The organism is Ramlibacter paludis, from assembly GCF_022012305.1.
Lineage (GTDB): Bacteria > Pseudomonadota > Gammaproteobacteria > Burkholderiales > Burkholderiaceae_C > Ramlibacter > Ramlibacter paludis.
Genome location: NZ_JAKLTM010000004.1, coordinates 275,620 through 294,353 on the forward strand (window position 1 = coordinate 275,620; position 18,734 = coordinate 294,353).

The 18,734-nt window shown below is 69.3% G+C and carries 22 protein-coding genes; 10 read left to right on the forward strand and 12 right to left on the reverse strand.

Annotated elements, in window-relative coordinates:
• Positions 1 to 7: 7 nt before the first annotated feature.
• Entirely contained in the window at positions 8 to 667 is a 660-nt protein-coding gene (locus LZ009_RS14970) for a hypothetical protein (RefSeq protein ID WP_275698749.1), read from the forward strand.
• Positions 668 to 699: 32 nt separating this feature from the next.
• Positions 700 to 3,849 carry a response regulator gene (locus tag LZ009_RS14975; RefSeq protein ID WP_275698750.1) on the forward strand — a complete coding sequence of 1,050 codons (3,150 nt, stop codon included), beginning with the start codon at positions 700 to 702 and terminating at the stop codon, positions 3,847 to 3,849.
• A gap of 34 nt (positions 3,850 to 3,883) precedes the next feature.
• Here LZ009_RS14975 and infA read toward each other — a convergent pair whose 3' ends face one another.
• Together infA and LZ009_RS14985 are read right to left on the reverse strand one after the other, a co-directional pair.
• The gene (gene infA / locus LZ009_RS14980) at positions 3,884 to 4,150 is read right to left on the reverse strand and encodes a translation initiation factor IF-1 (protein ID WP_275698751.1); all 267 of its coding nucleotides are present in this window, start codon (positions 4,148 to 4,150) and stop codon (positions 3,884 to 3,886) included.
• A gap of 20 nt (positions 4,151 to 4,170) precedes the next feature.
• Positions 4,171 to 5,085: a LysR family transcriptional regulator gene (locus LZ009_RS14985; protein ID WP_275698752.1), complete on the reverse strand. Its 915-nt coding sequence runs from the start codon at positions 5,083 to 5,085 to the stop codon at positions 4,171 to 4,173.
• Between the two features lie 82 nt (positions 5,086 to 5,167).
• On the opposite strand from LZ009_RS14985, the gene LZ009_RS14990 reads away from it, so the two are divergent.
• Positions 5,168 to 6,148, forward strand: coding sequence for a Bug family tripartite tricarboxylate transporter substrate binding protein (locus LZ009_RS14990; RefSeq protein WP_275698753.1), 981 nt, complete (start codon positions 5,168 to 5,170; stop codon positions 6,146 to 6,148).
• A gap of 4 nt (positions 6,149 to 6,152) precedes the next feature.
• Positions 6,153 to 7,346 (forward strand): Rieske 2Fe-2S domain-containing protein, encoded by a 1,194-nt coding sequence (locus tag LZ009_RS14995; RefSeq protein ID WP_275698754.1) that lies wholly within the window; start codon positions 6,153 to 6,155, stop codon positions 7,344 to 7,346.
• A gap of 3 nt (positions 7,347 to 7,349) precedes the next feature.
• Here the strand turns inward: LZ009_RS14995 and LZ009_RS15000 are convergent, their stop codons facing one another.
• Both LZ009_RS15000 and gshA read right to left on the reverse strand, forming a co-directional pair.
• Positions 7,350 to 7,817, reverse strand: a complete 468-nt coding sequence (locus LZ009_RS15000) for a hypothetical protein (protein ID WP_275698755.1) — start codon at positions 7,815 to 7,817, stop codon at positions 7,350 to 7,352.
• Positions 7,818 to 7,896: 79 nt separating this feature from the next.
• Positions 7,897 to 9,450, reverse strand: a complete 1,554-nt coding sequence (gene gshA, locus LZ009_RS15005) for a glutamate--cysteine ligase (protein WP_275698756.1) — start codon at positions 9,448 to 9,450, stop codon at positions 7,897 to 7,899.
• Positions 9,451 to 9,638: 188 nt separating this feature from the next.
• Here gshA and LZ009_RS15010 point away from each other — a divergent pair, with 188 nt between their 5' ends.
• Positions 9,639 to 9,971: a hypothetical protein gene (locus LZ009_RS15010; RefSeq protein WP_275698757.1), complete on the forward strand. Its 333-nt coding sequence runs from the start codon at positions 9,639 to 9,641 to the stop codon at positions 9,969 to 9,971.
• Between the two features lie 38 nt (positions 9,972 to 10,009).
• Entirely contained in the window at positions 10,010 to 10,483 is a 474-nt protein-coding gene (locus LZ009_RS15015) for an SRPBCC family protein (RefSeq protein WP_275698758.1), read from the forward strand.
• Between the two features lie 11 nt (positions 10,484 to 10,494).
• Here LZ009_RS15015 and LZ009_RS15020 read toward each other — a convergent pair whose 3' ends face one another.
• Together LZ009_RS15020 and LZ009_RS15025 are read right to left on the reverse strand one after the other, a co-directional pair.
• Complete coding sequence (locus LZ009_RS15020; RefSeq protein WP_275698759.1) at positions 10,495 to 11,076, reverse strand: YidB family protein; 582 nt, start codon at positions 11,074 to 11,076, stop codon at positions 10,495 to 10,497.
• A gap of 77 nt (positions 11,077 to 11,153) precedes the next feature.
• Positions 11,154 to 11,834, reverse strand: a complete 681-nt coding sequence (locus tag LZ009_RS15025; protein WP_275698760.1) for an alpha/beta hydrolase — start codon at positions 11,832 to 11,834, stop codon at positions 11,154 to 11,156.
• A gap of 141 nt (positions 11,835 to 11,975) precedes the next feature.
• Between LZ009_RS15025 and LZ009_RS15030 the strand changes: the two genes are divergently transcribed.
• Positions 11,976 to 12,368, forward strand: a complete 393-nt coding sequence (locus LZ009_RS15030) for an HPF/RaiA family ribosome-associated protein (RefSeq protein WP_275698761.1) — start codon at positions 11,976 to 11,978, stop codon at positions 12,366 to 12,368.
• A 7-nt stretch (positions 12,369 to 12,375) separates the two neighbouring features.
• Here the strand turns inward: LZ009_RS15030 and LZ009_RS15035 are convergent, their stop codons facing one another.
• The 3 genes from LZ009_RS15035 to LZ009_RS15045 all read right to left on the reverse strand — a co-directional run bounded on the left by LZ009_RS15035 (position 12,376) and on the right by LZ009_RS15045 (position 14,634).
• On the reverse strand, positions 12,376 to 13,275 hold the full coding sequence (locus tag LZ009_RS15035; RefSeq protein WP_275698762.1) for an aminotransferase class IV: 900 nt from the start codon (positions 13,273 to 13,275) through the stop codon (positions 12,376 to 12,378).
• 82 nt (positions 13,276 to 13,357) lie between these two features.
• Entirely contained in the window at positions 13,358 to 13,528 is a 171-nt protein-coding gene (locus LZ009_RS15040; protein ID WP_275698763.1) for a hypothetical protein, read from the reverse strand.
• Between the two features lie 59 nt (positions 13,529 to 13,587).
• Positions 13,588 to 14,634, reverse strand: coding sequence for a serine hydrolase domain-containing protein (locus LZ009_RS15045; protein WP_275698764.1), 1,047 nt, complete (start codon positions 14,632 to 14,634; stop codon positions 13,588 to 13,590).
• A 46-nt stretch (positions 14,635 to 14,680) separates the two neighbouring features.
• Here LZ009_RS15045 and LZ009_RS15050 point away from each other — a divergent pair, with 46 nt between their 5' ends.
• The 3 genes from LZ009_RS15050 (at position 14,681) to LZ009_RS15060 (ending at position 16,497) form a co-directional block, all read left to right on the forward strand.
• Complete coding sequence (locus tag LZ009_RS15050; RefSeq protein ID WP_275698765.1) at positions 14,681 to 15,550, forward strand: NUDIX hydrolase; 870 nt, start codon at positions 14,681 to 14,683, stop codon at positions 15,548 to 15,550.
• A 306-nt stretch (positions 15,551 to 15,856) separates the two neighbouring features.
• Positions 15,857 to 16,009, forward strand: coding sequence for a hypothetical protein (locus tag LZ009_RS15055; protein WP_275698766.1), 153 nt, complete (start codon positions 15,857 to 15,859; stop codon positions 16,007 to 16,009).
• The gene (locus LZ009_RS15060) at positions 16,006 to 16,497 is read left to right on the forward strand and encodes a DUF4864 domain-containing protein (protein WP_275698767.1); all 492 of its coding nucleotides are present in this window, start codon (positions 16,006 to 16,008) and stop codon (positions 16,495 to 16,497) included. Before LZ009_RS15055 ends, LZ009_RS15060 begins: the two co-directional genes overlap by 4 nt.
• Before the next feature lie 21 nt (positions 16,498 to 16,518).
• On the opposite strand, the gene LZ009_RS15065 is transcribed toward LZ009_RS15060, so the two are convergent.
• From LZ009_RS15065 to LZ009_RS15075, 3 genes are read right to left on the reverse strand one after another with little or no spacing between them, the layout of a single operon-like run.
• Positions 16,519 to 16,863: a copper-binding protein gene (locus tag LZ009_RS15065; protein ID WP_275698768.1), complete on the reverse strand. Its 345-nt coding sequence runs from the start codon at positions 16,861 to 16,863 to the stop codon at positions 16,519 to 16,521.
• Entirely contained in the window at positions 16,860 to 17,348 is a 489-nt protein-coding gene (locus tag LZ009_RS15070; RefSeq protein WP_346730748.1) for a cupredoxin domain-containing protein, read from the reverse strand. The genes LZ009_RS15065 and LZ009_RS15070 overlap by 4 nt, the downstream gene beginning before the upstream one ends.
• Before the next feature lie 14 nt (positions 17,349 to 17,362).
• Positions 17,363 to 18,730, reverse strand: a complete 1,368-nt coding sequence (locus tag LZ009_RS15075; protein WP_275698770.1) for a multicopper oxidase family protein — start codon at positions 18,728 to 18,730, stop codon at positions 17,363 to 17,365.
• Between the last annotated feature and the right edge of the window lie 4 nt (positions 18,731 to 18,734).

The following is an 18,734-nucleotide window of genomic DNA, read 5'->3' on the forward strand; positions in this document are numbered from 1 at the left end:
GTCGGACATGGGAATTTTCGGGCGAATCATGGGCAAGGGCGAGCCGTCCAAGCCCGCCGGCTCCAGCCGCAGCGGCAGCAACAGCAAATCGCCGGTCAACAGCACGCAGTTCGCGCCGTCGCAGGCGGCCAACTCGCGCGACCCCGCCACCAGCGTGCACGCCGTGCGCAAGGAAGTGCTCAAGCTGGTGATGCGCGAGACGCTCAACCGCAACGGCATTCCCGAAAACTGGCTGTCGGCCGACCTCCTGCGCACCAACAGCGCCCGGCGCGAGCAGGGCATCCACGTGCGCCTGCTGCTGCGGCACTGGGACCCGCGCCTGATGCAGCACGGCGTGGCGCTCGAGCAGGAGTTCTACAAGCGGTTGCTGGCGCTGGACCCGACCGCGCCGAACTGGCTGATGGGGTTCTCCTGGCAGTTCGCGATGGAGGACCTGTCGGCCTGCCCGCCCCTGCCGCATCCAGGCTCCTGGACCGCCCCGACGCAAGCCCAGGCGGGCGACGACCGGCCCACCACCCGCGCCGGCGACATCATCGAAGGCCCGGTGATGATCCCGCAGACGCAGGACGAGGTGCGCGCCGACCTCGAGCGACTGCTCGCGCTGCGCGACGAAGACATGAAGCAGCACGGCGACGGCTTCGCGCCGACGCGCCCGGTGCAGCTCTAGGCCGCACGGGCCTTCCAAGCATTCCCGCGGCCGTGTCTTCGCGCCGCTTCGCCTTTCTGCTCTCCGCCTGGCTGGCGCTGTGGCTGCTCGCCGGCCCCGCCGGCGCGCGCACGGGGCCGGTTCGAGATGGGGCCCTGGACCTCGACGCCCGCTCGGCCGCCAGCGAGGTGATCGAATTGCGCGGGGACTGGGGCTTCACCTGGCGGCGCTTCCTCGACCCCGACCAGCCGGCAAGTGCCGGCGCCACCGCGCCCGTGCCGTCCAACTGGAACGCGGTCACGGCCGGCGGCAAGCCGCCCGGCACCGACGGCTACGGAACCTACACCACACAGATCAATTGCCCGGCCGGCCAGCAGATGGCGCTGGTGGTGCCGGCGCAGCGCACGGCGATGAGCCTGTACGTCAACGGCCGGCTGGCGGCCAGCCAGGGCGAGCCCGGGAACACGGCCGCAGTGGCGCACCCGGCCATCGGCAGGCGCGCGGTGCTCACCGACAGCTTCCCCTGCCCGCTGCGCATCGTCGCGCACGTCTCCAACTACGAGCACCGCGCCGGCGGCATGGTGCGCGCGCCGGTGCTGGGCCCGCTGGAGGCGCTGTCGGCGCGCTTCAACCAGAACCTGGCGCTGGACACCATCCTGCTGGGCGCCTACCTGATGCTGGGCGTGTCGCCGGTGATCTTCTGGCTGGGCCGGCGCAAGGATGCGGCGCCGCTGTTCGCAGGCCTGTTCTGCCTGGCGCAGATGGTCTACGCCGACATGACGGGCGAACGCCTGCTGCTGCAGCTGCTGGGCCCCGAGACGCCGTGGGAGGCCTACCTGCGTTCCGAGTACCTGGCCTGGTTCGCGTCGATGGCCTTGTTCCCGGTGATGGTCGACCGGCTGTTCCCGCGCACCTTGCATCCCGCAGCCGTGCGTCTGTGCGTGGCGCTGTGCGGCCTCGGCGCGATGGTGGTGGCGGTGACCTCCTCGCGCACCTTCAGCGAACTGGTGCTGTTCGGCCAGGTGGTCGGCGCGGCGATGGGCCTGTACATCACGGTCTCGCTGCTGCGCGTGGCCCGCCATGGCCGCACGGATGCCGGCGTGCTGCTGGCCGGCATGGGCTTCCTGCTGCTGGTGCTGGTGTTCAACCTGCTGCAGTTCTACACCGGCATCGCGCTCAAGACCTTCACGGCCTTCGGCCAGCTCTGCTTCGTGTTGTCCGCGCCCATGGTGCTGCTGCGGCGCCTGGCCCGCGCGCTGACCGCGGAGGAACTGCGCAGCACCGAGCAGCGCGAGAAGGTCGACCTGCTGGTGCGCACCACGCAGGCAGGCATCCTGGACTGGGACGACACCCGCAACCTGCGGCGCTATTCTCCGCGCTTGCTGGAGATCCTGGGCTACCCGGCCGGCACGGACACCGACGGCGAGGGCTTCCCGGATTTCTTCGGCCACCTCCATCCGGACGACCGCGGCCGCGTGCTGGACCTGTTTCGCAACCAGCTGCGCGACCGCTCGGTGAAGGGCGGCGAGCTGCGTCACGAGCCCCTCGAATACCGGATGCTGCGCCGGGACGGCAGCTCGGTGTGGGTGCATGCGGAGGCCATCAGCATCCGCGGCGACGACGGCCGCACGCTGCGCTACATCTGCTCCGTCCTCGACATCACGGAGCACCGCGCGCTGGCCGAGCGCCTGCAGCGGCAGAACGCGGCGCTCGCCGAGAACGCGCGCCTGCGCGAGGACGTGGAGCGCATGTCGCGCCACGACCTGAAGACGCCCTTGAACAGCATCATCGGCGTCGCGCGGCTGCTGGCGGAAGACGCCAGCCTGCAGGCGGAGCACCGCGAGCTGCTGGCGATCACCGAGCGCGCGGGCTACCGCATGCTGGAGATGGTGAACCTGTCGCTGGACCTCTCGCGCATGGAGCTGGGCACCTACGACTTCCGGCCGCAGGCGGTGAACCTCGTGGACGTGGTGAGCCGGGTGATGCTCGACTTGCACAGCCTGGCGGAGTCGTCCGGCGTGCGCGTGCGGCTCGACCAGGCCTTCAGCCGCCCCGTCTACGCCCGCGCCGAGGAGCTGCTTTGCTACTCGATCCTGGCCAACCTGCTGAAGAACGCGATCGAGGCCACGCCCGCCGGCGGCATGGTGCGCGTGGGCATCGTCCCCGGCGACCCGGTGCAGCTGCGGCTGCGCAATCCCGGCCGCGTGCCCGAGGCGGTGGCGGGGCGCTTCTTCGACAAGTACGTGACCGCGGGCAAGAGCGGCGGCACCGGCCTCGGCACCTACTCGGCCCGCCTGATGGCGCGGGTGCAGGAGGGCGAGCTGGAGATGACCACCGGCGACGACGGCACCGTTCTCACCCTCAGCCTGCGCGCGCTGGGCGCCGAGCAGCTGCCCGTGGCCGGCGCGCACCTTGCCAGTACGCTGGGCCGCGCGCCGCAGCCGGCCGCGGTGGCGCTGGCCGATTTCGCGCCGCGCCGCGTGCTGCTGGTCGACGACGACGAATACAACCGCCTGCTGCTCCTGCGCTACCTGCCCTCGCCGCCGTTCACCGTGGACACCGCGGCCAACGGGCGCGCCGCCACCGAGGCCTTCGTGCGCCATTGGCCGGACATCGTGCTGATCGACATGGAGATGCCGGTGATGAACGGGCTGGAGGCCGTGGCGTGGATGCGCGAGCGCGAGCGCCAGGACGGCCGCCCGCCCTGCGTGGTGCTGATGATGTCGTCCAACGACGACCAGGCATCGATCCGCCGCGGCCTCGCCGCCGGCAGCAACCGCTACCTGACCAAGCCTTTCACGCGGGAGACGCTGCTGGCGACCTTGCACGAGCTGGACACGGGGGCGGCACCGGCCCAGGTGCCGCTGCAGCTGGAAGCACCGGCGCGTGCCGAAGACAAGCCACCGGCCGCGCCAGATGCGCCAGTGCCAGTCGATGCGGAACTGCTGAAGGAAGTGCCGGCCTTCCTGGAGTCGCGCCGCGCCATGGCGGCAACCATGGCGCAGGCGCTCGCCGCCGGTGACCGCACCCAGCTGCGCTCGGTGGCCCACCGGGCGGCGGGCGGCCTGGCCTTGTTCGGATTCCAGTGGGCCGCCTGGCAAAGCCGGCGCATTTCGCACCAGGCCGCGGCCGGCGAGGCGCAGGCGCTGGAGCAGGAGATCGCGCGCCTGCGGGAGCACCTGGAGTCGGTGCGGGTGCGCTGAGGGCAAACAAAAGCGGCCCGCAGGCCGCTTGGACTCAACGCCGGCGGTATTGCGGCGGCGGGGGCGAACCGGGGTTGCGGTTCGGCAGGTGGCGGAACATGATCCGGCCCTTGGTCAGGTCGTACGGGGACAGCTCCAGGCTCACCAGGTCACCCGCGATGATGCGGATGTGGTTCTTGCGCATCTTGCCGCCCGTGTAGGCCACCAGTTCGTGGCCGTTGTCGAGGATCACGCGATAGCGCGAATCCGGCAAAATCTCGGCCACCCGGCCGTTCATCTCGATCAGTTCTTCCTTCGCCATATCCCGCGATTGTAGCCGGATCAGGTGGAAAGCGCCGCAACACGCGCCAACTCCGTGCGCAGCCATTGAATGCCGCGATCGGCCCCGGCCCTGGCATCCCAGCACAGCAGCGACTGGTAAGCAGGCAGCGCGAAAGGCACTTCCTGGATGTGCAGGCGATCGGCGAACGCCCGGGCCACCCGGCCTCCGAGCACCGCCGCGTGGTCGCTGTGTTGCAGCTGGTGGACGATCTGGCCGAAGCTGGTGACGGCAATCTGGGCCAGCCGCTGGCGCCCGCTCCTGGCCAGGGTCTCGTCGATCAGGTCGTCCAGCATCGAGGCGCCGTAGCCCAGGAACACCTGCGGGATCGCGCAGAAGCTGTCCAGCGTCACCGGTTCGCCGGCGCGCGGATGGTCCTTGCGCATCACGTACACGTAGCGGTCTTCGTAAAGCACCTCGGTTTCCATGTCCTGCGGCCGCCGGATGCGCGCGACCACGGCCAGGTCCAGCTCGCCCTGGCGCAGGTGCTCCGCCAGCGACCAGGTGCCGGGCGGCACCCAGACCAGGCGGATGGACGAGCCCAGCGCGATCAGCGTGCGCGAGAGTTCCGGCAGCAGCATGCGGCTGGCGTGGTCCGAGCCGGCGATGCGGAAGATGCGGCTGCTGGTCGCCGGATCGAAGCCGGCGTCCGCCTCCAGCAGGCCGGCCAGGTCCGCCAGCAGCTTTTCCACCTGCGGCGCCAGCGCCCGCGCGCGTTCGGTCGGCAGCACGCCGTGGCTGGTGCGCGTGAAGAGCGGGTCGTCGAAGACTTCGCGCAGGCGATTCAGCGACGCGCTCACGGCGGGCTGGCTCAGGAACAGGCGGGCGGCGGCGCGCGACACGTTCTGCTCGCGCATCAGCGCGTCGAAGGTGCGCAGCATGCCGACGTCGAGGCCACGGATATCACGCCGGTTCATATGTCATATCCAAACATTGGACTGGACGGCCGGCGGCCGGCACGGGCAGGATGGACGAACCAGAAAAGCATCAGGAGACAACATGACGATCACGCGTAGAGCCTGGCTGGCCACGGCCGGCGCCACCCTGTCGGCGGCGGGCCTGCCCGCCTGGGCCCAGTCCGGCTTCCCCAGCCGGCCCGTGCGCATTGTGCCTTTCGGCACCGCCGGCGGCCCCATCGACACCATTGCCCGCGTCTACGCCGACAAGCTGTCGGCGCGCTGGGGCCAGCCCGTGGTGGTGGACGCGAAGCCGGGCGCGAGCGGCATCATCGCCGCCGACTTCGTCGCCAAGGCCGCGCCCGATGGCCACACCGTGCTGCTGACGCTGCCGCTCACGCACATCAACAACGCGATCCTGCAGCCCAAGCTGCCCTACGACCCGGTGAAGGACTTCCAGCCGCTGTCGATGGTGGCCGCCGGCGGGCCGATGATCGTGGCGCGCGCCAACGCGCCCTACAACAACCTGCAGGAGTTCGTCGAGTTCGCGAAGAAGAAGGGCCGCATGACCTACGGCACCTGGGGCAACGGCTCCACGGCGCACCTGTTCGGCGAACTGCTCAAGCGCCAGACCGGCGCCGAGCTCGTGCACGTCGCCTACAAGTCGGAAGCGGCGGCGCACAACGACCTGTTCGGCGAGCAGCTGGACTTCGCCTGGGCCAATCCTTCGACCGCGCGCAACCAGAGCCAGGGCGGCAAGATGAAGGTGCTGGGGATCGCCGCGACGCAACGCGTGTCGACCCTGCCCAACGTGCCGACCTTCAAGGAACAGGGCTTCCAGGGCTTCGACGTCGAAAGCTGGATCGGCGTGTATGCGCCGGCGAAGACGCCCGAACCCATCGTGCAGGGCTGGGTGAGCGCTCTGCGCGAAGCGACGGCCATGCCGGACGTGCAGGCGCGCCTGATCGGCTTCGGCTTCGAGCCGCTGGGCAACACGCCGGCGCAGTTCATGGAGCGCTACCGCGCCGACTATCCGCGCGTCGCCGAACTGATCAAGGCGGCCGGCGTAACGCTGGACCAGTGAGCCCATGAACGCACGCGTCATCCCCATCGTTCCGGACACGGGCACCGCCTACGGCCGGCCCGCGCCCACCTCGCGCAGCGAGCTCACGCAGGTCGGCGCCGGCACGCCCATGGGCGAGCTGCTGCGCCGCTACTGGCACCCGATCGGCCTGGCGGGCGACGCCAACGCCACGCCGCGCAAGGTGCGCGTGCTCGGCGAAGACCTGATCCTGTTCCGCGACGGCCAGGGCCGGCCCGGGCTGGTCTATCCGCATTGCAGCCACCGCGGCGCTTCGCTCTACTACGGCAAGGTGGAGGAACGCGGCATCCGCTGCTGCTACCACGGCTGGCTGTTCGACGTGCAGGGCCACTGCATGGAGCAGCCCTGCGAACCCGAAGGCGGCCGTGCCCGCGCGGCGGCGCGCCAGCCCTGGTATCCGGTGCAGGAGTTGTACGGCCTGGTGTGGGCCTACCTCGGCCCGCCGGACAAGAAGCCGGTGCTGCCCCGCTACGAATGCCTCGAAGTGCTGGACGAGGGTGAATTCCTGGAAGCCGACGACGCCAGCATCGGCGGCGGCGGGCCGCAGGTCATCCCCTGCAACTGGCTGCAGCACTACGAGAACCTGGTCGATCCCTTCCACGTGGTGGTGCTGCACTCGTCTTTCAGCGGCACGCAGTTCGTGCCCGAGATGGCGGTGATGCCGCAGGTGCAGTGGGACACGACGGAGATCTCGGTGCGCACGCTGTCGCAGCGCAAGTTGCCGGACGGGCGCAACTTCCGCCGCATCAGCGAGGCGGGGCTGCCCACCTTGCGCGTGATCCCGAGCCCGCGCGTGGGCCGCATGGGCCGCGTGGAGTCATTGGGCTGGGTGCTGCCGATCGACGACCACAGCTTTCGCATCTACGTGGTGGGACGCGTGCTGGAAAAAGGCGAACTGCACAAGATGCGCTCGCGGCCCGACGGCAAGAAGCTGTGGGAGGAACTCACCGAGGCCGAGCACCAGCAGTACCCCGGCGACTACGAAGCCATGGTCAGCCAGGGCGCGGTGGCGAAGCACTCCGAAGAGCACCTAGCATCGACGGACAAGGGCATCGTGATGCTGCGCCGGCTGCTGCAGCAGCAGCTGGAGGCCGTGCGCAACGGCAAGGACCCGGCCGGCGTGAGTTTCGATCCCGACGCCGCGCCGGTGAAGTTCAGCGCCGGAAACTGGATGGAGTGACGCTCAGCGCATCAGGCCGTTGATGCCGTCGACCACCATCATGGAGCCGAGGGCCACCAGCAGCACGTCGCCGGCCACGTTCACGTAGCGGTAGCCCGTGGGCACGGGCGGCAGCTGCACCAGCACCGGCTGCGGCACGGGGGTGTAGACCACCGTCGTCGGCAGGCGCTGGCCCACGTGCCACTTCTTCGCCTGGCCGGGAGGCATGCAGCCGTTGTGCTTCTTGGCCAGGCCCGGCGGGCAGTGCCGCGGCTCGGCGTAATAGGTGCGCACGACTTCGCGATGGTGGTCGTCGAAGTAGGCGCCCGGCGCAATGTGCCGTTCCTCGTGCTTCTCGTGTTTCTCGGCCTTGTCGTGGCCCTTGCCATGGCCCTTGCCGTGGCCTTCGCCATGGTCCTTGGCGTAAACCGGCGCGGCGGCCAGGACGGCGGCGGCCAGCATGGCCGGAAGGAAAGAAATGGACGCGCGCATGTTCGACTCCCTGGATGAGATAGCCAGACTGTCGATGCAGCCGGCGACGCGGCCCGTAGGACGGGCGCGCGTTGCGGCCTCAGACGGCGGCGAGCGCCGGCGCGACTGCGGCCTTGGTGAGGCCCAGGCGCTCCGGCGAGATGTACTGCTGCCGGTACTGCTCGAAGGGCATGCTGTCGCCGGCTTCCACCGCTTCCTGGTCCGCGAGCGATTGGCGGGCCACCGCATCCAGCTTCGTGTGCAGCGCGTCGGCATAAGGCAGCTTCAAAAGCTTGGCCTTCGCCTGTTCGGATTGCGCCAGCGTGAACGCCGCGAAGCTGTTCTCGTGGTCGCGCGCCATGGCCGCCAGCACGCGGGCGGAGGGCAGCATGTCGGGGGTCTGCAGCAGGGCCTCGGCGGCCCGCACGGCGTCGCCGTAGTCGGTGGTGCTGTGCACTTGGTCGAGCAGCGCGGCGAGCGGCGCGCACTCGGCCACGATCTCGGCGCCCCAGTCGGCCAGCGTCACCTCGCGGCCGCCGCGCTCCAGCGCCAGCCCCGGCTGGCGGCCGAAGGCCGCGGTGCGATGCTGGTTGCGGCCCAGGGCGGCGATTTCGGCCGGCGTGTCGTCGGGGCTGTCCGAGAACAGGCAGTGCAGCAGGAAGACGTCGAGGAAGCGGATGGTCTGCGCCTTGATGCCGACGGGCACGAAGGGGTCGAGGTCCATCAGGCGCACCTCGACGTATTCGACGCCGCGCTCGCGCAGCGCATGCAGCGGCCGTTCGCCGGGACGAATCACGCGCTTGGGCCGGATCGTGCCGTAGAACTCGTTCTCGATCTGCAGCAGGCTGGTGGCGAGCTGGTTGTATTCGCCGCCCGGGTTGACGATGCCGATCGCCTCGTAAGCCGGGTAAGGCCGCGTCAGCGCCTCGTGCAGCGAAGCCGCGTAGCCATCGAGGCTGTTGTAGCTGACGGCCAGGCTCGCCTGCGCGTCGCTCTGGTACCCGAGGCGGCCCATGCGCAAGGAGGTGCCGTGCGGCATGTAGACCGTGCCGGGCGACAGCGTCTGCAGTTCGTGCTTGCGGCCCGCCACGAAGCTGGAACAGGCGGCCGGCGAGGCGCCGAACAGGTACAGCAGCAGGAAGGCGTGGCGGCGGAAGTTGCGGATCAGGCCGAAGTACTGCGCGTCCGTGACGCCGGGCAGCGACCAGTTGTAGTGGATGCCCGAGATGGTCTGCATGCGGCGGCCGTAGCGGTGCGCCAGGCCCATGCGGTAGACGCTCTTGGCGCGGCCCACGTTGGAGGAGCCGTACCGGCCGATCGGGATGTTCTCGTCGGCCGGCAGCGTACAGGGCATGCTGCCCACCCACATCAGCTCGTCGCCCAGCGCGCGGTAGGTGTACTGGTGCACCTGGGTCAGCTCTTCCAGGCACTGCTCCACGCTGGCATGCACGCCGGTGATCAGCTCGAGCTGCGACTCGCTGTAGTCGGTGGTGATGTGGGGATGGGTCAGGGCCGAGCCCAGGCCGGCCGGATGCGGCGTGAGGGCCAGGGCGCCGGTGAGGGTGGCGCGCAGGCTTTCCTTCTCGATGCCGCGGCGGATGCCTTGCAGGCGCGCGGGCGCAAGCGTGCTCAAGGCCTGTTGCAGGTTGCTCATGTTCCGGGGATGCGCCAGTAGCGTCTGTCTTCTGAAGTGTGGCGAAGTTAACACCTTTGCGCAAAACCTGCTGGGGCGGGTTCAAGCCGGATTTGCTAGGGAAGCGGCTCTACGAGAAGCGCCTCCATTAGGTCGCCTGCCCTAGGCCGGATCCGGAGAATGGGCGTCAACAACCCGGAGCAAGAACCATGAACACCGAACGTTTCGCCCCCGTGGCCGAGCAATGGATCCACCTGTTCGACAACGGCGCCCAGCGCGCCATCGGCGCCTGGCGCGATGGCGGCGAGCAGCTGGGCGCCCTGGCGCGCGAGCGCTGGGACAGCGCCCTGGCCGCATCGCGCAAGGAGCTGTCGAAGGAAACGCTGCGCAACGCCGCCCGCACCCGCCAGGCCGTCGCCGGCGCCTACGCCAAGGGCCTGGAACTCTCGACGGCCGGCGCCGAGACCGCCGTCGGCACGCTCGTGCAGGCGGCCCGGGGCGCCGTGGCGCGCGCCGAAGCCTGGCGCGCCGCTCGGGCCTGACGCAGAATCCGGCCACCCCAACCAGCGAGGAGGCGGCAATGACGGTCAGCGTGAAGATCGACCTGGGCTACGAGTTCGAGGTCAAGGCGAAGTTCGACACCGTCTTCGCGGTGCTGTCGGACGTGCCCAAGTCGGCCTCGCACTTCCCCAAGCTGGAGAAGCTTACCGACCTGGGCGACGGCGCCTACAAGTGGGAGATGCAGAAGGTGGGCACCGCGCAGGTGAACATCCAGACCGTCTACGCCAGCAAGTACGTGAGCGACCCGGCCAAGGGCACGGTGAAGTGGACGCCGGTCAAGGGCGTCGGCAACGCCCTCGTCGGCGGCAGCTGGAAGATCACCGACAACAAGGGCAAGTCGACCAAATGCGTGCTGAAGATCGACGGCACCGTCGACGTGCCCCTGCCAGGCCTGATGAAGATGGTGGTCGAGCCGGTGGTCACCGCCGAATTCGAGAAGGCCGTCGAGAAGTACATCGACAACCTGATCAAGACCTTCGGCGGCGAGGTCTAGCGAGGTCCAGGTCAGTGCGGCGTCGCCGACTCCCGGAACTGCACGTCCTCGATTTCCTTTTCCAGCGTCGCCCGGCCCTCGTCCAGCACCTCGTCGACGTGCGGTGACACGTCGCCCTGCGGCGTCAGCTGGTCCACCATCTCCGGCATGATTTCGGCAAACGCCTGCGCGACCTGCTCGCGCGGCACGCCCAGGCGGTCGGCCATCTGCTGGATGTCGGCATCGCCGACGATCTGCTGCACCGCCTGTTCGTCCAGCGGCTGGTTGTCGCCCGGCTCCAGCCAGGAACGGGCCTGCTGGCCGTAGCCCTTCTGCTGCACGCGCTTGAGCACCGCGCCCAGGCCGCCGGTGTTCTGCACCCAGCGCATCGCCAGGGGCAGCAGCATCATCAGCAGCGCCGAGCGGTTGCCGCCGAGCGAACGGCCGGCGGCGACGCTGCCGCCCCGGCGCGCCATGGCGCCGCCCAGCACGCTGCCCAGGACTGCGCCGCCGAGGCCGCCACCCATGCCACCCATGGCGCCGCCACCGCGCCGGGCGAGCGCCCGGCCGAAGACGCCGCCCAGTACCTGCCCCAGCAAAGGATTCCTGGTCATCGAAAGCTCCTGTGTTGTTTGAACTGCTTTCGACACTAGCGGCGGCAAGGTCCTGGCGGTGTCAGCCGCCGGGCCGTTCAGGAGGTGGCCGGTTTCGCCAGAACCCGGACCAGCCAGGCATTGAGGTCGGCAACCTCTTCCATGCAGACCGAATGGCCCATCGGATAGCTGTGCCACTCGACCTGGTAGCCCAGCGCTTGCAGGGCATCGCGCGACGCCGCGCCGCGCTGCGGCAGCACGATGTCGTCCATGTCTCCGTGCGCCAGGAAGATCGGCGTGTCCTGGTTGGCCGGGCTCCGTTCGGCAGCGGTGGTGGAAGCCAGCGGCAGGTAGCCCGACAGGCCGGCGATGCCCGCGAGGCGTTTGCCATGGCGCAGGCCCGCCAGCAGCGACATCGCACAGCCTTGCGAAAAGCCCGCCAACACGATGCGCTCGGATGCGATGCCGCGCTCCTCCTCGCGCACCAGCAGCGCCTCCACGGATTCCCGGGAAGCGCGCAATCCCGCTTCGTGCTCGCGGCCCTGCATCTCGCTGCCGAGGATGTCGTACCAGGCCCGCATGCGGTAGCCGCCGTTGATCGTCACCGGCATCACGGGTGCATGCGGGAAGATGAAGCGCACCGGCCCCAGGGCCTCCAGGTCCAGCTCCTGCGCAATGGGGACGAAATCATTGCCATCGGCGCCCAGCCCATGGAGGATGATGATGGTGGCCGAGGGATGGGGACCCGACTCGGCTTCGATGGTTTCCAGCGCGGCCATGGACAGAACTCCTTGATGCGCGCGAGCATAGCAAGCGCAACGACCGGCAAGCGGCGTCCCACAGGCCAATAGCCCTTGTCCGACTTGCCGCCGCTGCCGTGGACCGCAGAGTAGAAGGTGGACCCCAAGAAAGGAAACCGCATGAAAGTTCAAGTCAACGCCAGCAATGCCATCCACAACAAGGAGGCCCTCGAAACCTGGGCCAACGAGTTCCTGAACGAGCGCCTCTCACGCTTCGTGCAGGACGTCACCAGCATCGAAGCGCAGCTGACCGACGAGAACCATGCCACCAAGGGCGGCGACGCCGACAAGCGCTGCATGCTCGAAGCCCGGATGGCGGGCCGCGCGCCGCTCGCCGTCACTGCCTTCGGCGCCGACCAGAACCTCGCCTTCCGCGCGGCCACCGAGAAGCTCGAGCACGCGCTCGACCACGCCATCGGCAAGCTGGACCGCCGCGAGCACCGCGTGCGCGACACGATCCGCAAGGACCCGGAGATGGTGGACGCGATCGCCACCCTGCCGCCGCAGAGTTGAGGCGGGCTCAGTAGCGCACGGGCACGCTGTAGCGCGGCTCGTAGTGCCAGTCCCAGTACATCTGCAGCACCCGGCGCGTGATGGCGCCGGGCTCGCCGTTGCCGATCCGGCGGCCGTCGACGATGGTCACGGGCAGCACGCCGCCGCCGGAAGAACTGAGGAAGGCTTCGTCGGCGGTGCGCAATTCCTCCGCTGGCAAAGCGCGCACGTCCACCGGAACGCCCAGCGTCCCCGCGATCTCCACCACCGTGCGCCGGGTGATGCCTTCCAGCACGCCCTCCGCGGGCGTGACGAGGCGGCCGCCGCGCACCGCGAAGATGTTGAAGCCTGGCCCCTCGACGACGTTGCCCTGCGCATCGCTCAGCACCACCGTATCGGCGCCCGCATCGAGCGCATCGAGCAGGCCCATGGTCATGTCGTTCCAGTGGTAGTTCTTGGCGGTGGGATCGACGCTTGCCGGCGGGATCCGCTGCACCTTGCTCACCTGCACGTGCAGGCCGTGCTGCCGCTGCTCCTCGTTGGCGATCCAGACGTAGGGCACGGCGAAAGCGCGGAACTGGTTGACCGCCTGGCGCGGGTCGCGCGAACCCCAGGGCGGCTGGCCGCGCGTGACCAGCATCTCCACGTAGGCGCTGCGCAGGCCGGCCAGCTTCACGCACTGCGACAGGATCTCGACGATCTCCTGCGGCGTCCGGCCGGGGTCGAGCCGGAACTTGCGGCAGCTGCGCAGGAAGCGTTCGAGGTGCAGGTCCAGCCGGAAGAAGGCGCCGTCCCAGACCGTGACCACGTCGTAGGCGGCGTCGGAACGCAGGAAGCCCCAGTCGGTCAGCGGGACGCTGGCCTCGGCGATGGGAACGTAGCGGCCGCCCTGCCAGGCCGCGCCCTTGGAATAGTCGGCACTGCTCATCGGGGCATTCTGGCGCACGGCCGCACTGCCCACCATGCGGGTCACCCCGCAAGGACCGATCGCCGCGGCGATCGTCGCAGGCTTACCTGGACGGCCCGCCGGCGACGACGGCGTTCGCCGGGCCGTGGTAGCCCAGCATGCTGTTCCAGATGCCGTCGTTCCAATGCGAGTCCGCGGCAACGGTGCGCGGCACATTGGCGCATCCGCCCAGGGCGAACGCGACGGCCAGCAATGCGATCCAACGAGTCAACATGGTGCTCCCCTTGTATGTAGCACCCGATTGGATGCCGCGGCGGGCGGCGCGGCTGTAGGTTACAGCGCCTTCATCACGCGCGACACGAACCCCGGCGAGTGCGCAGGATCGAGCCAGCGTACGACGGCGACCAAGGCGTTCTCGGGATCGACCCAGGTGTAGTGGCCGCCTGCGCCCACCAGGAAGAAGCTGGCGCGCGAGGCGTCCGCGAACATCTGGCCCTCGCGGTTCAGCCAGGTGAGCCAGCCGTAGAACGGTGCGACGGCCGAAGGCCGGCGCATGCGCGCGATCCAGTCCGCGGGCACCAGTTGCCGGCCGCCATGGGCGCCGCCATCCAGCATCAGCTGGCCGATGCGGGCCTGGTCGCGTGCGCTGATCTTCACGCCGCCGCCCCAGTGCGTCCCGCCGGTCACCGACTGCATGCGCCGGCCGTCGATCTCCACCCAGGCGTCGTCGTAGCCTTCCCACAGGAAGCCCTCGCCGCCGCCGAGCGGGCCGAGGATCTCCTGCACGAACACTTCGGGCAAGGGACGGCGGAACAGGTGCAGCAGCGCCAGCGCGAACTGGTTGATGCGCACGTCGTTGTATTCCCAATAGGTGCCGGGCGGCTGCAGCTTGCGCGCCTCGCCCTTGCGCCCCTGCGGCGGCTTGGGGTCGTGGCTCACGCGCCGGTTGTGTTCGACCTGGTCGGGCATGCCGAAGCAGCTGCCCTGCCACTCGCTGGTCTGCTCCAGCAGGTGGGCCCAGCGGATCTCGCGGTTGTGCGCGTCGTCGAAGCCGATGCCGGGCAGGGCCTCGCCCACGCGCTGCTGCGCATCCAGCAGGCCGCGCGCCTGCGCGACGCCGGCCAGCAGCGCGAGATAGGTCTTGGCGACGCTGAAGGTCTGGTCGGCGCGATCGGGCTCGCCCCAGCGCGCCAGCTCTTCGCCATGGCGCCGGATCACGCCCGACACGCCGCCGCGCACGTGCACCGGCCCGCGCAAGCGGTTGTAGGGCGGCGGGTCCTCATGGTGCACGCCCCAGCGCGCGGGGTCCGCCTGCGGGTCGCGCGGCCAGGGCACTTCGTGCGCCTGGGCGAAGGTGATGGCTTCCGTGAAATCCGGCATGGGAGGAGCATAGCGGCCCGGCCACGCCCTCTGCTAGTCTTGTCCCATGGAATTGATGAAGGAGCGGGTCGAGTCGCCGGCGCTGGCGTCGGCCAGCGTGGTGCTGCTGCGCGACGGCGCGCAGGGCCTCGAGGTGTTCCTGCAGAAGCGGCACGGCCTGTCCGACGTGCTGGGCGGCGCCTACGTCTTCCCCGGCGGCAAGGTCGACCCGGAAGACGCCGACTGGGCGCTGCGCACCGATCGCACGCCGGCCGAATTGCAAGCAGCGCTGGCCGAACCCGAGCTCGAGCCGGAAGCGGCCGCCGCGCTTTTCGTAGCGGCGATCCGCGAAGCCTTCGAGGAAGCCGGCATCCTCTTTGCCGACGTCAGCCCGGAACAGGCGCGCGCCGACTGGGAAGCGCTGCGCCGCGGGCCACGCTTCGGCGAACTGCTGGAAGGCCGCGGCCTGCGCCTGGCCGCGAGCAGCCTGCTGCCCTGGTCGCGCTGGGTCACGCCCACGCTGCCCAGCATCAGCCGCAAGCGCTTCGACACCCGCTTCTTCCTGGCCACCGTTCCGGAAGGCCAGGTCGCCTCGCACGACACGCACGAGGCGACCGAGAGCCTGTGGCTGCCGCCGAAGGACGCGCTGCGGCAGTACTGGGACGGCGGGATCGAACTCGCCCCGCCGCAGATCATGGGCCTGGCCCACCTGGCGCGGCATGCCAGCGTGGCAAGCACCTTTGCAGCGGCGCGCGCCCGCACGCCGCCTTGCATCCGGCCGCAGCCCTTCGACGTCGACGGCGTGCGCACGCTCTGCTATCCCGGCGACCCCTGGCACTCGTCGCCCGAGCAGCTGCTGCCCGGGCCGACGCGCCTGCATTACCGGAACCGGCGCTTCGAGCCGGACGGCGGCCTCGCGGTATTGCTGGGCGAATAGGAACCTGACGCCCGCGGTCGAGCGGGGACTACAGCCGCTGCCGCCGTGCGCCTTCGAATTCGCGCCGGCCCGCCCGCTCCAATCCATTGAAAGCCAGCCGGACTCCGCGCTACGACGACAGGTATCGGACTCTCCGCCTCCGCAAGCGATCAGCGAGAACATTGTCCAGTGGACCGGTTGGCTTTTACCGCGGCGCGTCGCACACACGGGCTTCCCACGCAGCCGCGCGACGGCGGACTACAGGGTCATTGCACCCCCCGGCCCTAAGCTCCCTGTGCAGTTTCCAAAGTACCAGGGAGAACTCCGATGAGCCCGCTGATGATGCGCTTCTTCACGCTGGTCGGCATTGCACTTGCCGCCGCCAGCATGCAGCTGAAGGCCCGTGCCGCGGCCCTGGACGAGCCCATCGTGCAGCAGCAGGTTCATGCCGTGCCCACCGCGAACAAGGGCGAGCGATGAACGAGGACTTCGTCGGACCTTTTCGGCGCGCACCCCAGCCCGGCCGCTGGCATGGAGCCGCAGCTGCCTGGGCGCTGCTCTTCGCGCTGATCCTCGGCACCGCGGCCATGTTCGCGAGCGCCGCGCCCAAGCAGCACGAGGTGGACCCCGGCGTGCGCGAAGTCGTGCAGAGCCAGCTGCAGGCGCTGGCCTCGGAAGACGCGGGCAAGGCCTTTGCCCTGACCGACCCCGCGCTGCGCACCCGCTTCGGCAGCGCCGAGGCTTTCTACGCCACCGTGCGCGAGCAGTACCCGATGGTGGTGCGGCCGGCCAGCGTGCTGTTCCTCAAGCCCGAGAGCGACGGCAGCATCGCCTTGCAGAAGGTGCGGCTGACCGACAGCGACGGCTTCAACTGGGTGGTGACCTACCTGCTGAACCGGCAGACCGACCACCAGTGGCGCATCAGCGGCACGCTGGTGGAACGCGAAGGCGTGCACGTCATCGTCTGAGCCGGCCCACAACGCTTCGCCCTACTCCGCGCGTTCGATGGCGGAGACGAAGTACGCGCCGTCCTTCTTGTCGGCGGTGAACCGCACCTTGTCGCCTTCCTTGAGCCCTTCCAGCAGCTTCGGATCGCTGGCGGTGAATACCATCGTCATCGCCGGCATGTCGAGGTTGGCCAGCGGTCCATGGCGCAAGGTGATCTTGCCCAGCGCCAGGTCGATCTTGCGGACTTCGCCTTCGGACTGCGGCTTGCCCGCCGCCTGTTCGGCGTGGTGCCCCGCGTGATCGGCGGAGGGAGCCGCTTGCTGTGCGAAGGCGCCGGCGGATGCCAACAGGCTGGCGGCGATGACGAGCGTGTGCACTGCCTTCATCGCACGACCACCTTTCCGATCATGCCGGCCTCGAAGTGACCCGGCTGCAGGCACGCGAACTCGAAGCTCCCGGGCTGGGTGAACTGCCACACGATCTCGCCGCTGCTGCCCGGCTTCACATGGGCCATGTTCGGGTCCGCATGTTCCATGCCGGGAAACTTCTTCATCAGCGCGGCATGCTCCTTCAGCGCTTCGGCCGTGCCGAGCACCATCTCGTGCAGGACCTGGCCCTCGTTGCGGACCACGAACTTCACCGTCTCGCCGCGCCTGACCGTGATGGACGACGGGGTGAACCGCATGCTGTCGGTCATGCCGACCTTCACGGTGCGCGACACCTTCGCCGGATCGCCCTCCTGCCCGAAGGCAGTCGCTTCGACCTTGCTCGCGTCGAAGCGGCGTGGAGCGGCGTGCTCGTCGCCATGCGCCATGGACTGCGTCGACACGAGCATCACCGAAAGGGCGGCGCAAATGGTGAGGGACTTCATCTTCATCTCCTTGTTCAATGGCCCGCATGGCCGGAAGGCCGGCGCACGGACAGGTTCGTCTTTCCCGGGGCGGGCGGCTGGGCGCGCGCCGGCTCCCGCAGCTGGCCGGTGTATTCATAAACGACGGTGCCGGGCGGGTGCTTGTAGGCGCCGGGATCCTTGAAGTCGCCGGGACGGACGTCGTCGCGCACCTTCACCACGCTGAACATGCCGCCCATGCCCACCGGGCCGAACGGGCCGCGGCCGGTCATCATCGGCAGGGTGTTGTCCGGGATGGGCATTTCCATCTCGGCCATCTCGTGCATGCCCTTCTCGCCCATGGCCATGTAGTCGGGCACGAGTTTCGCGATCCGTTCCGCTACGCCCCGCTGGTCCACGCCGACCATCGTGGGCACGTTGTGCCCCATGGCGTTCATGGTGTGGTGCGACTTGTGGCAGTGGATGGCCCAGTCCCCGGCCACGGCGTTGAACTCGATCGCGCGCAATTGCCCGACCCCGATGTCGGTCGTCACCTCCGGCCAGCGGGCCGCCTTGGCGATCCAGCCTCCATCGGTGCCGGTGACTTCGAAGTGCGGACCGTGCATGTGGATCGGATGGTTCGTCATGGTCAGGTTGCCGATGCGGATGCGGACGCGTTCACCGGTGCGGGCGACCAGCGGGTCGATGCCCGGAAAGACGCGGTTGTTCCACGTCCACATGTTGAAGTCGGTCATGGTGCTCACCTTCGGCGTCATCGCGCCCGGCTCGACGTCGTAGGAAGCCAGCATGAACATGAAGTCGCGGTCGACCTTCATGAAGCTGCTGTCCTTCGGGTGCACCACGAGGCAGCCGTACATGCCGAGCGCGAGCTGCAGCTGTTCGTCCAGGTGCGTGTGATAGAAGTGCGACCCCGGCCGCAGCAGCGTGAACTCGTAGACGTAGGTCTTGCCCACCGGGATGGGCGGCTGCGTCAACCCTGACACGCCGTCCATGCCAGAAGGCAGCAGAATCCCGTGCCAGTGGATCGCGGTCGGCTCCGGCAGCTTGTTGGTGACGAAGATGCGGACGCGGTCGCCTTCCACCGCCTCGATGGTGGGGCCGGGGCTGGAGCCGTTGAAGCCCCACATGTTGACCTTCATGCCCGGGGCGAACTCGCGTACCACCGGCTCGCAGACCAAGTGGAATTCCTTGACGTTGGCGTTCATGCGCCAGGGCAGCGACCAGCCGTTGAGCGTCACCACCGGGTTGAACGGCCGCCCCGTGGGCGGGGCTGGCGGTGGCTGCGTGGCGGCCGAGGACTGGACCACGGCTTCCGGCAGCGAGGCAGCGCCGGCGCGGCTGACCGCACTGGCACCGAGCGCGACGGCTCCTGCGGTCTTGAAGAAGTTGCGACGATTCGACATGGTT

Bases quoted from the DNA above. Each gene is read 5' to 3' on its own strand.
- infA (WP_275698751.1), bottom strand. From the start codon at position 4,150: ATGGCGAAGGAAGAACTGATCGAGATGAACGGCCGGGTGGCCGAGATT.
- LZ009_RS15040 (WP_275698763.1), bottom strand. From the start codon at position 13,528: ATGTTGACTCGTTGGATCGCATTGCTGGCCGTCGCGTTCGCCCTGGGC.
- LZ009_RS15045 (WP_275698764.1), bottom strand. From the start codon at position 14,634: ATGCCGGATTTCACGGAAGCCATCACCTTCGCCCAGGCGCACGAAGTG.
- LZ009_RS15010 (WP_275698757.1), top strand. From the start codon at position 9,639: ATGAACACCGAACGTTTCGCCCCCGTGGCCGAGCAATGGATCCACCTG.
- LZ009_RS15000 (WP_275698755.1), bottom strand. From the start codon at position 7,817: ATGCGCGCGTCCATTTCTTTCCTTCCGGCCATGCTGGCCGCCGCCGTC.
- LZ009_RS15015 (WP_275698758.1), top strand. From the start codon at position 10,010: ATGACGGTCAGCGTGAAGATCGACCTGGGCTACGAGTTCGAGGTCAAG.
- LZ009_RS15055 (WP_275698766.1), top strand. From the start codon at position 15,857: ATGAGCCCGCTGATGATGCGCTTCTTCACGCTGGTCGGCATTGCACTT.
- LZ009_RS14985 (WP_275698752.1), bottom strand. From the start codon at position 5,085: ATGAACCGGCGTGATATCCGTGGCCTCGACGTCGGCATGCTGCGCACC.
- LZ009_RS15070 (WP_346730748.1), bottom strand. From the start codon at position 17,348: ATGAAGTCCCTCACCATTTGCGCCGCCCTTTCGGTGATGCTCGTGTCG.
- LZ009_RS15050 (WP_275698765.1), top strand. From the start codon at position 14,681: ATGGAATTGATGAAGGAGCGGGTCGAGTCGCCGGCGCTGGCGTCGGCC.
- LZ009_RS15035 (WP_275698762.1), bottom strand. From the start codon at position 13,275: ATGAGCAGTGCCGACTATTCCAAGGGCGCGGCCTGGCAGGGCGGCCGC.
- LZ009_RS14995 (WP_275698754.1), top strand. From the start codon at position 6,153: ATGAACGCACGCGTCATCCCCATCGTTCCGGACACGGGCACCGCCTAC.
- LZ009_RS15030 (WP_275698761.1), top strand. From the start codon at position 11,976: ATGAAAGTTCAAGTCAACGCCAGCAATGCCATCCACAACAAGGAGGCC.
- LZ009_RS14970 (WP_275698749.1), top strand. From the start codon at position 8: ATGGGAATTTTCGGGCGAATCATGGGCAAGGGCGAGCCGTCCAAGCCC.
- LZ009_RS15060 (WP_275698767.1), top strand. From the start codon at position 16,006: ATGAACGAGGACTTCGTCGGACCTTTTCGGCGCGCACCCCAGCCCGGC.
- LZ009_RS14990 (WP_275698753.1), top strand. From the start codon at position 5,168: ATGACGATCACGCGTAGAGCCTGGCTGGCCACGGCCGGCGCCACCCTG.
- LZ009_RS15025 (WP_275698760.1), bottom strand. From the start codon at position 11,834: ATGGCCGCGCTGGAAACCATCGAAGCCGAGTCGGGTCCCCATCCCTCG.
- LZ009_RS15075 (WP_275698770.1), bottom strand. From the start codon at position 18,730: ATGTCGAATCGTCGCAACTTCTTCAAGACCGCAGGAGCCGTCGCGCTC.
- LZ009_RS15065 (WP_275698768.1), bottom strand. From the start codon at position 16,863: ATGAAGGCAGTGCACACGCTCGTCATCGCCGCCAGCCTGTTGGCATCC.
- LZ009_RS15020 (WP_275698759.1), bottom strand. From the start codon at position 11,076: ATGACCAGGAATCCTTTGCTGGGGCAGGTACTGGGCGGCGTCTTCGGC.
- gshA (WP_275698756.1), bottom strand. From the start codon at position 9,450: ATGAGCAACCTGCAACAGGCCTTGAGCACGCTTGCGCCCGCGCGCCTG.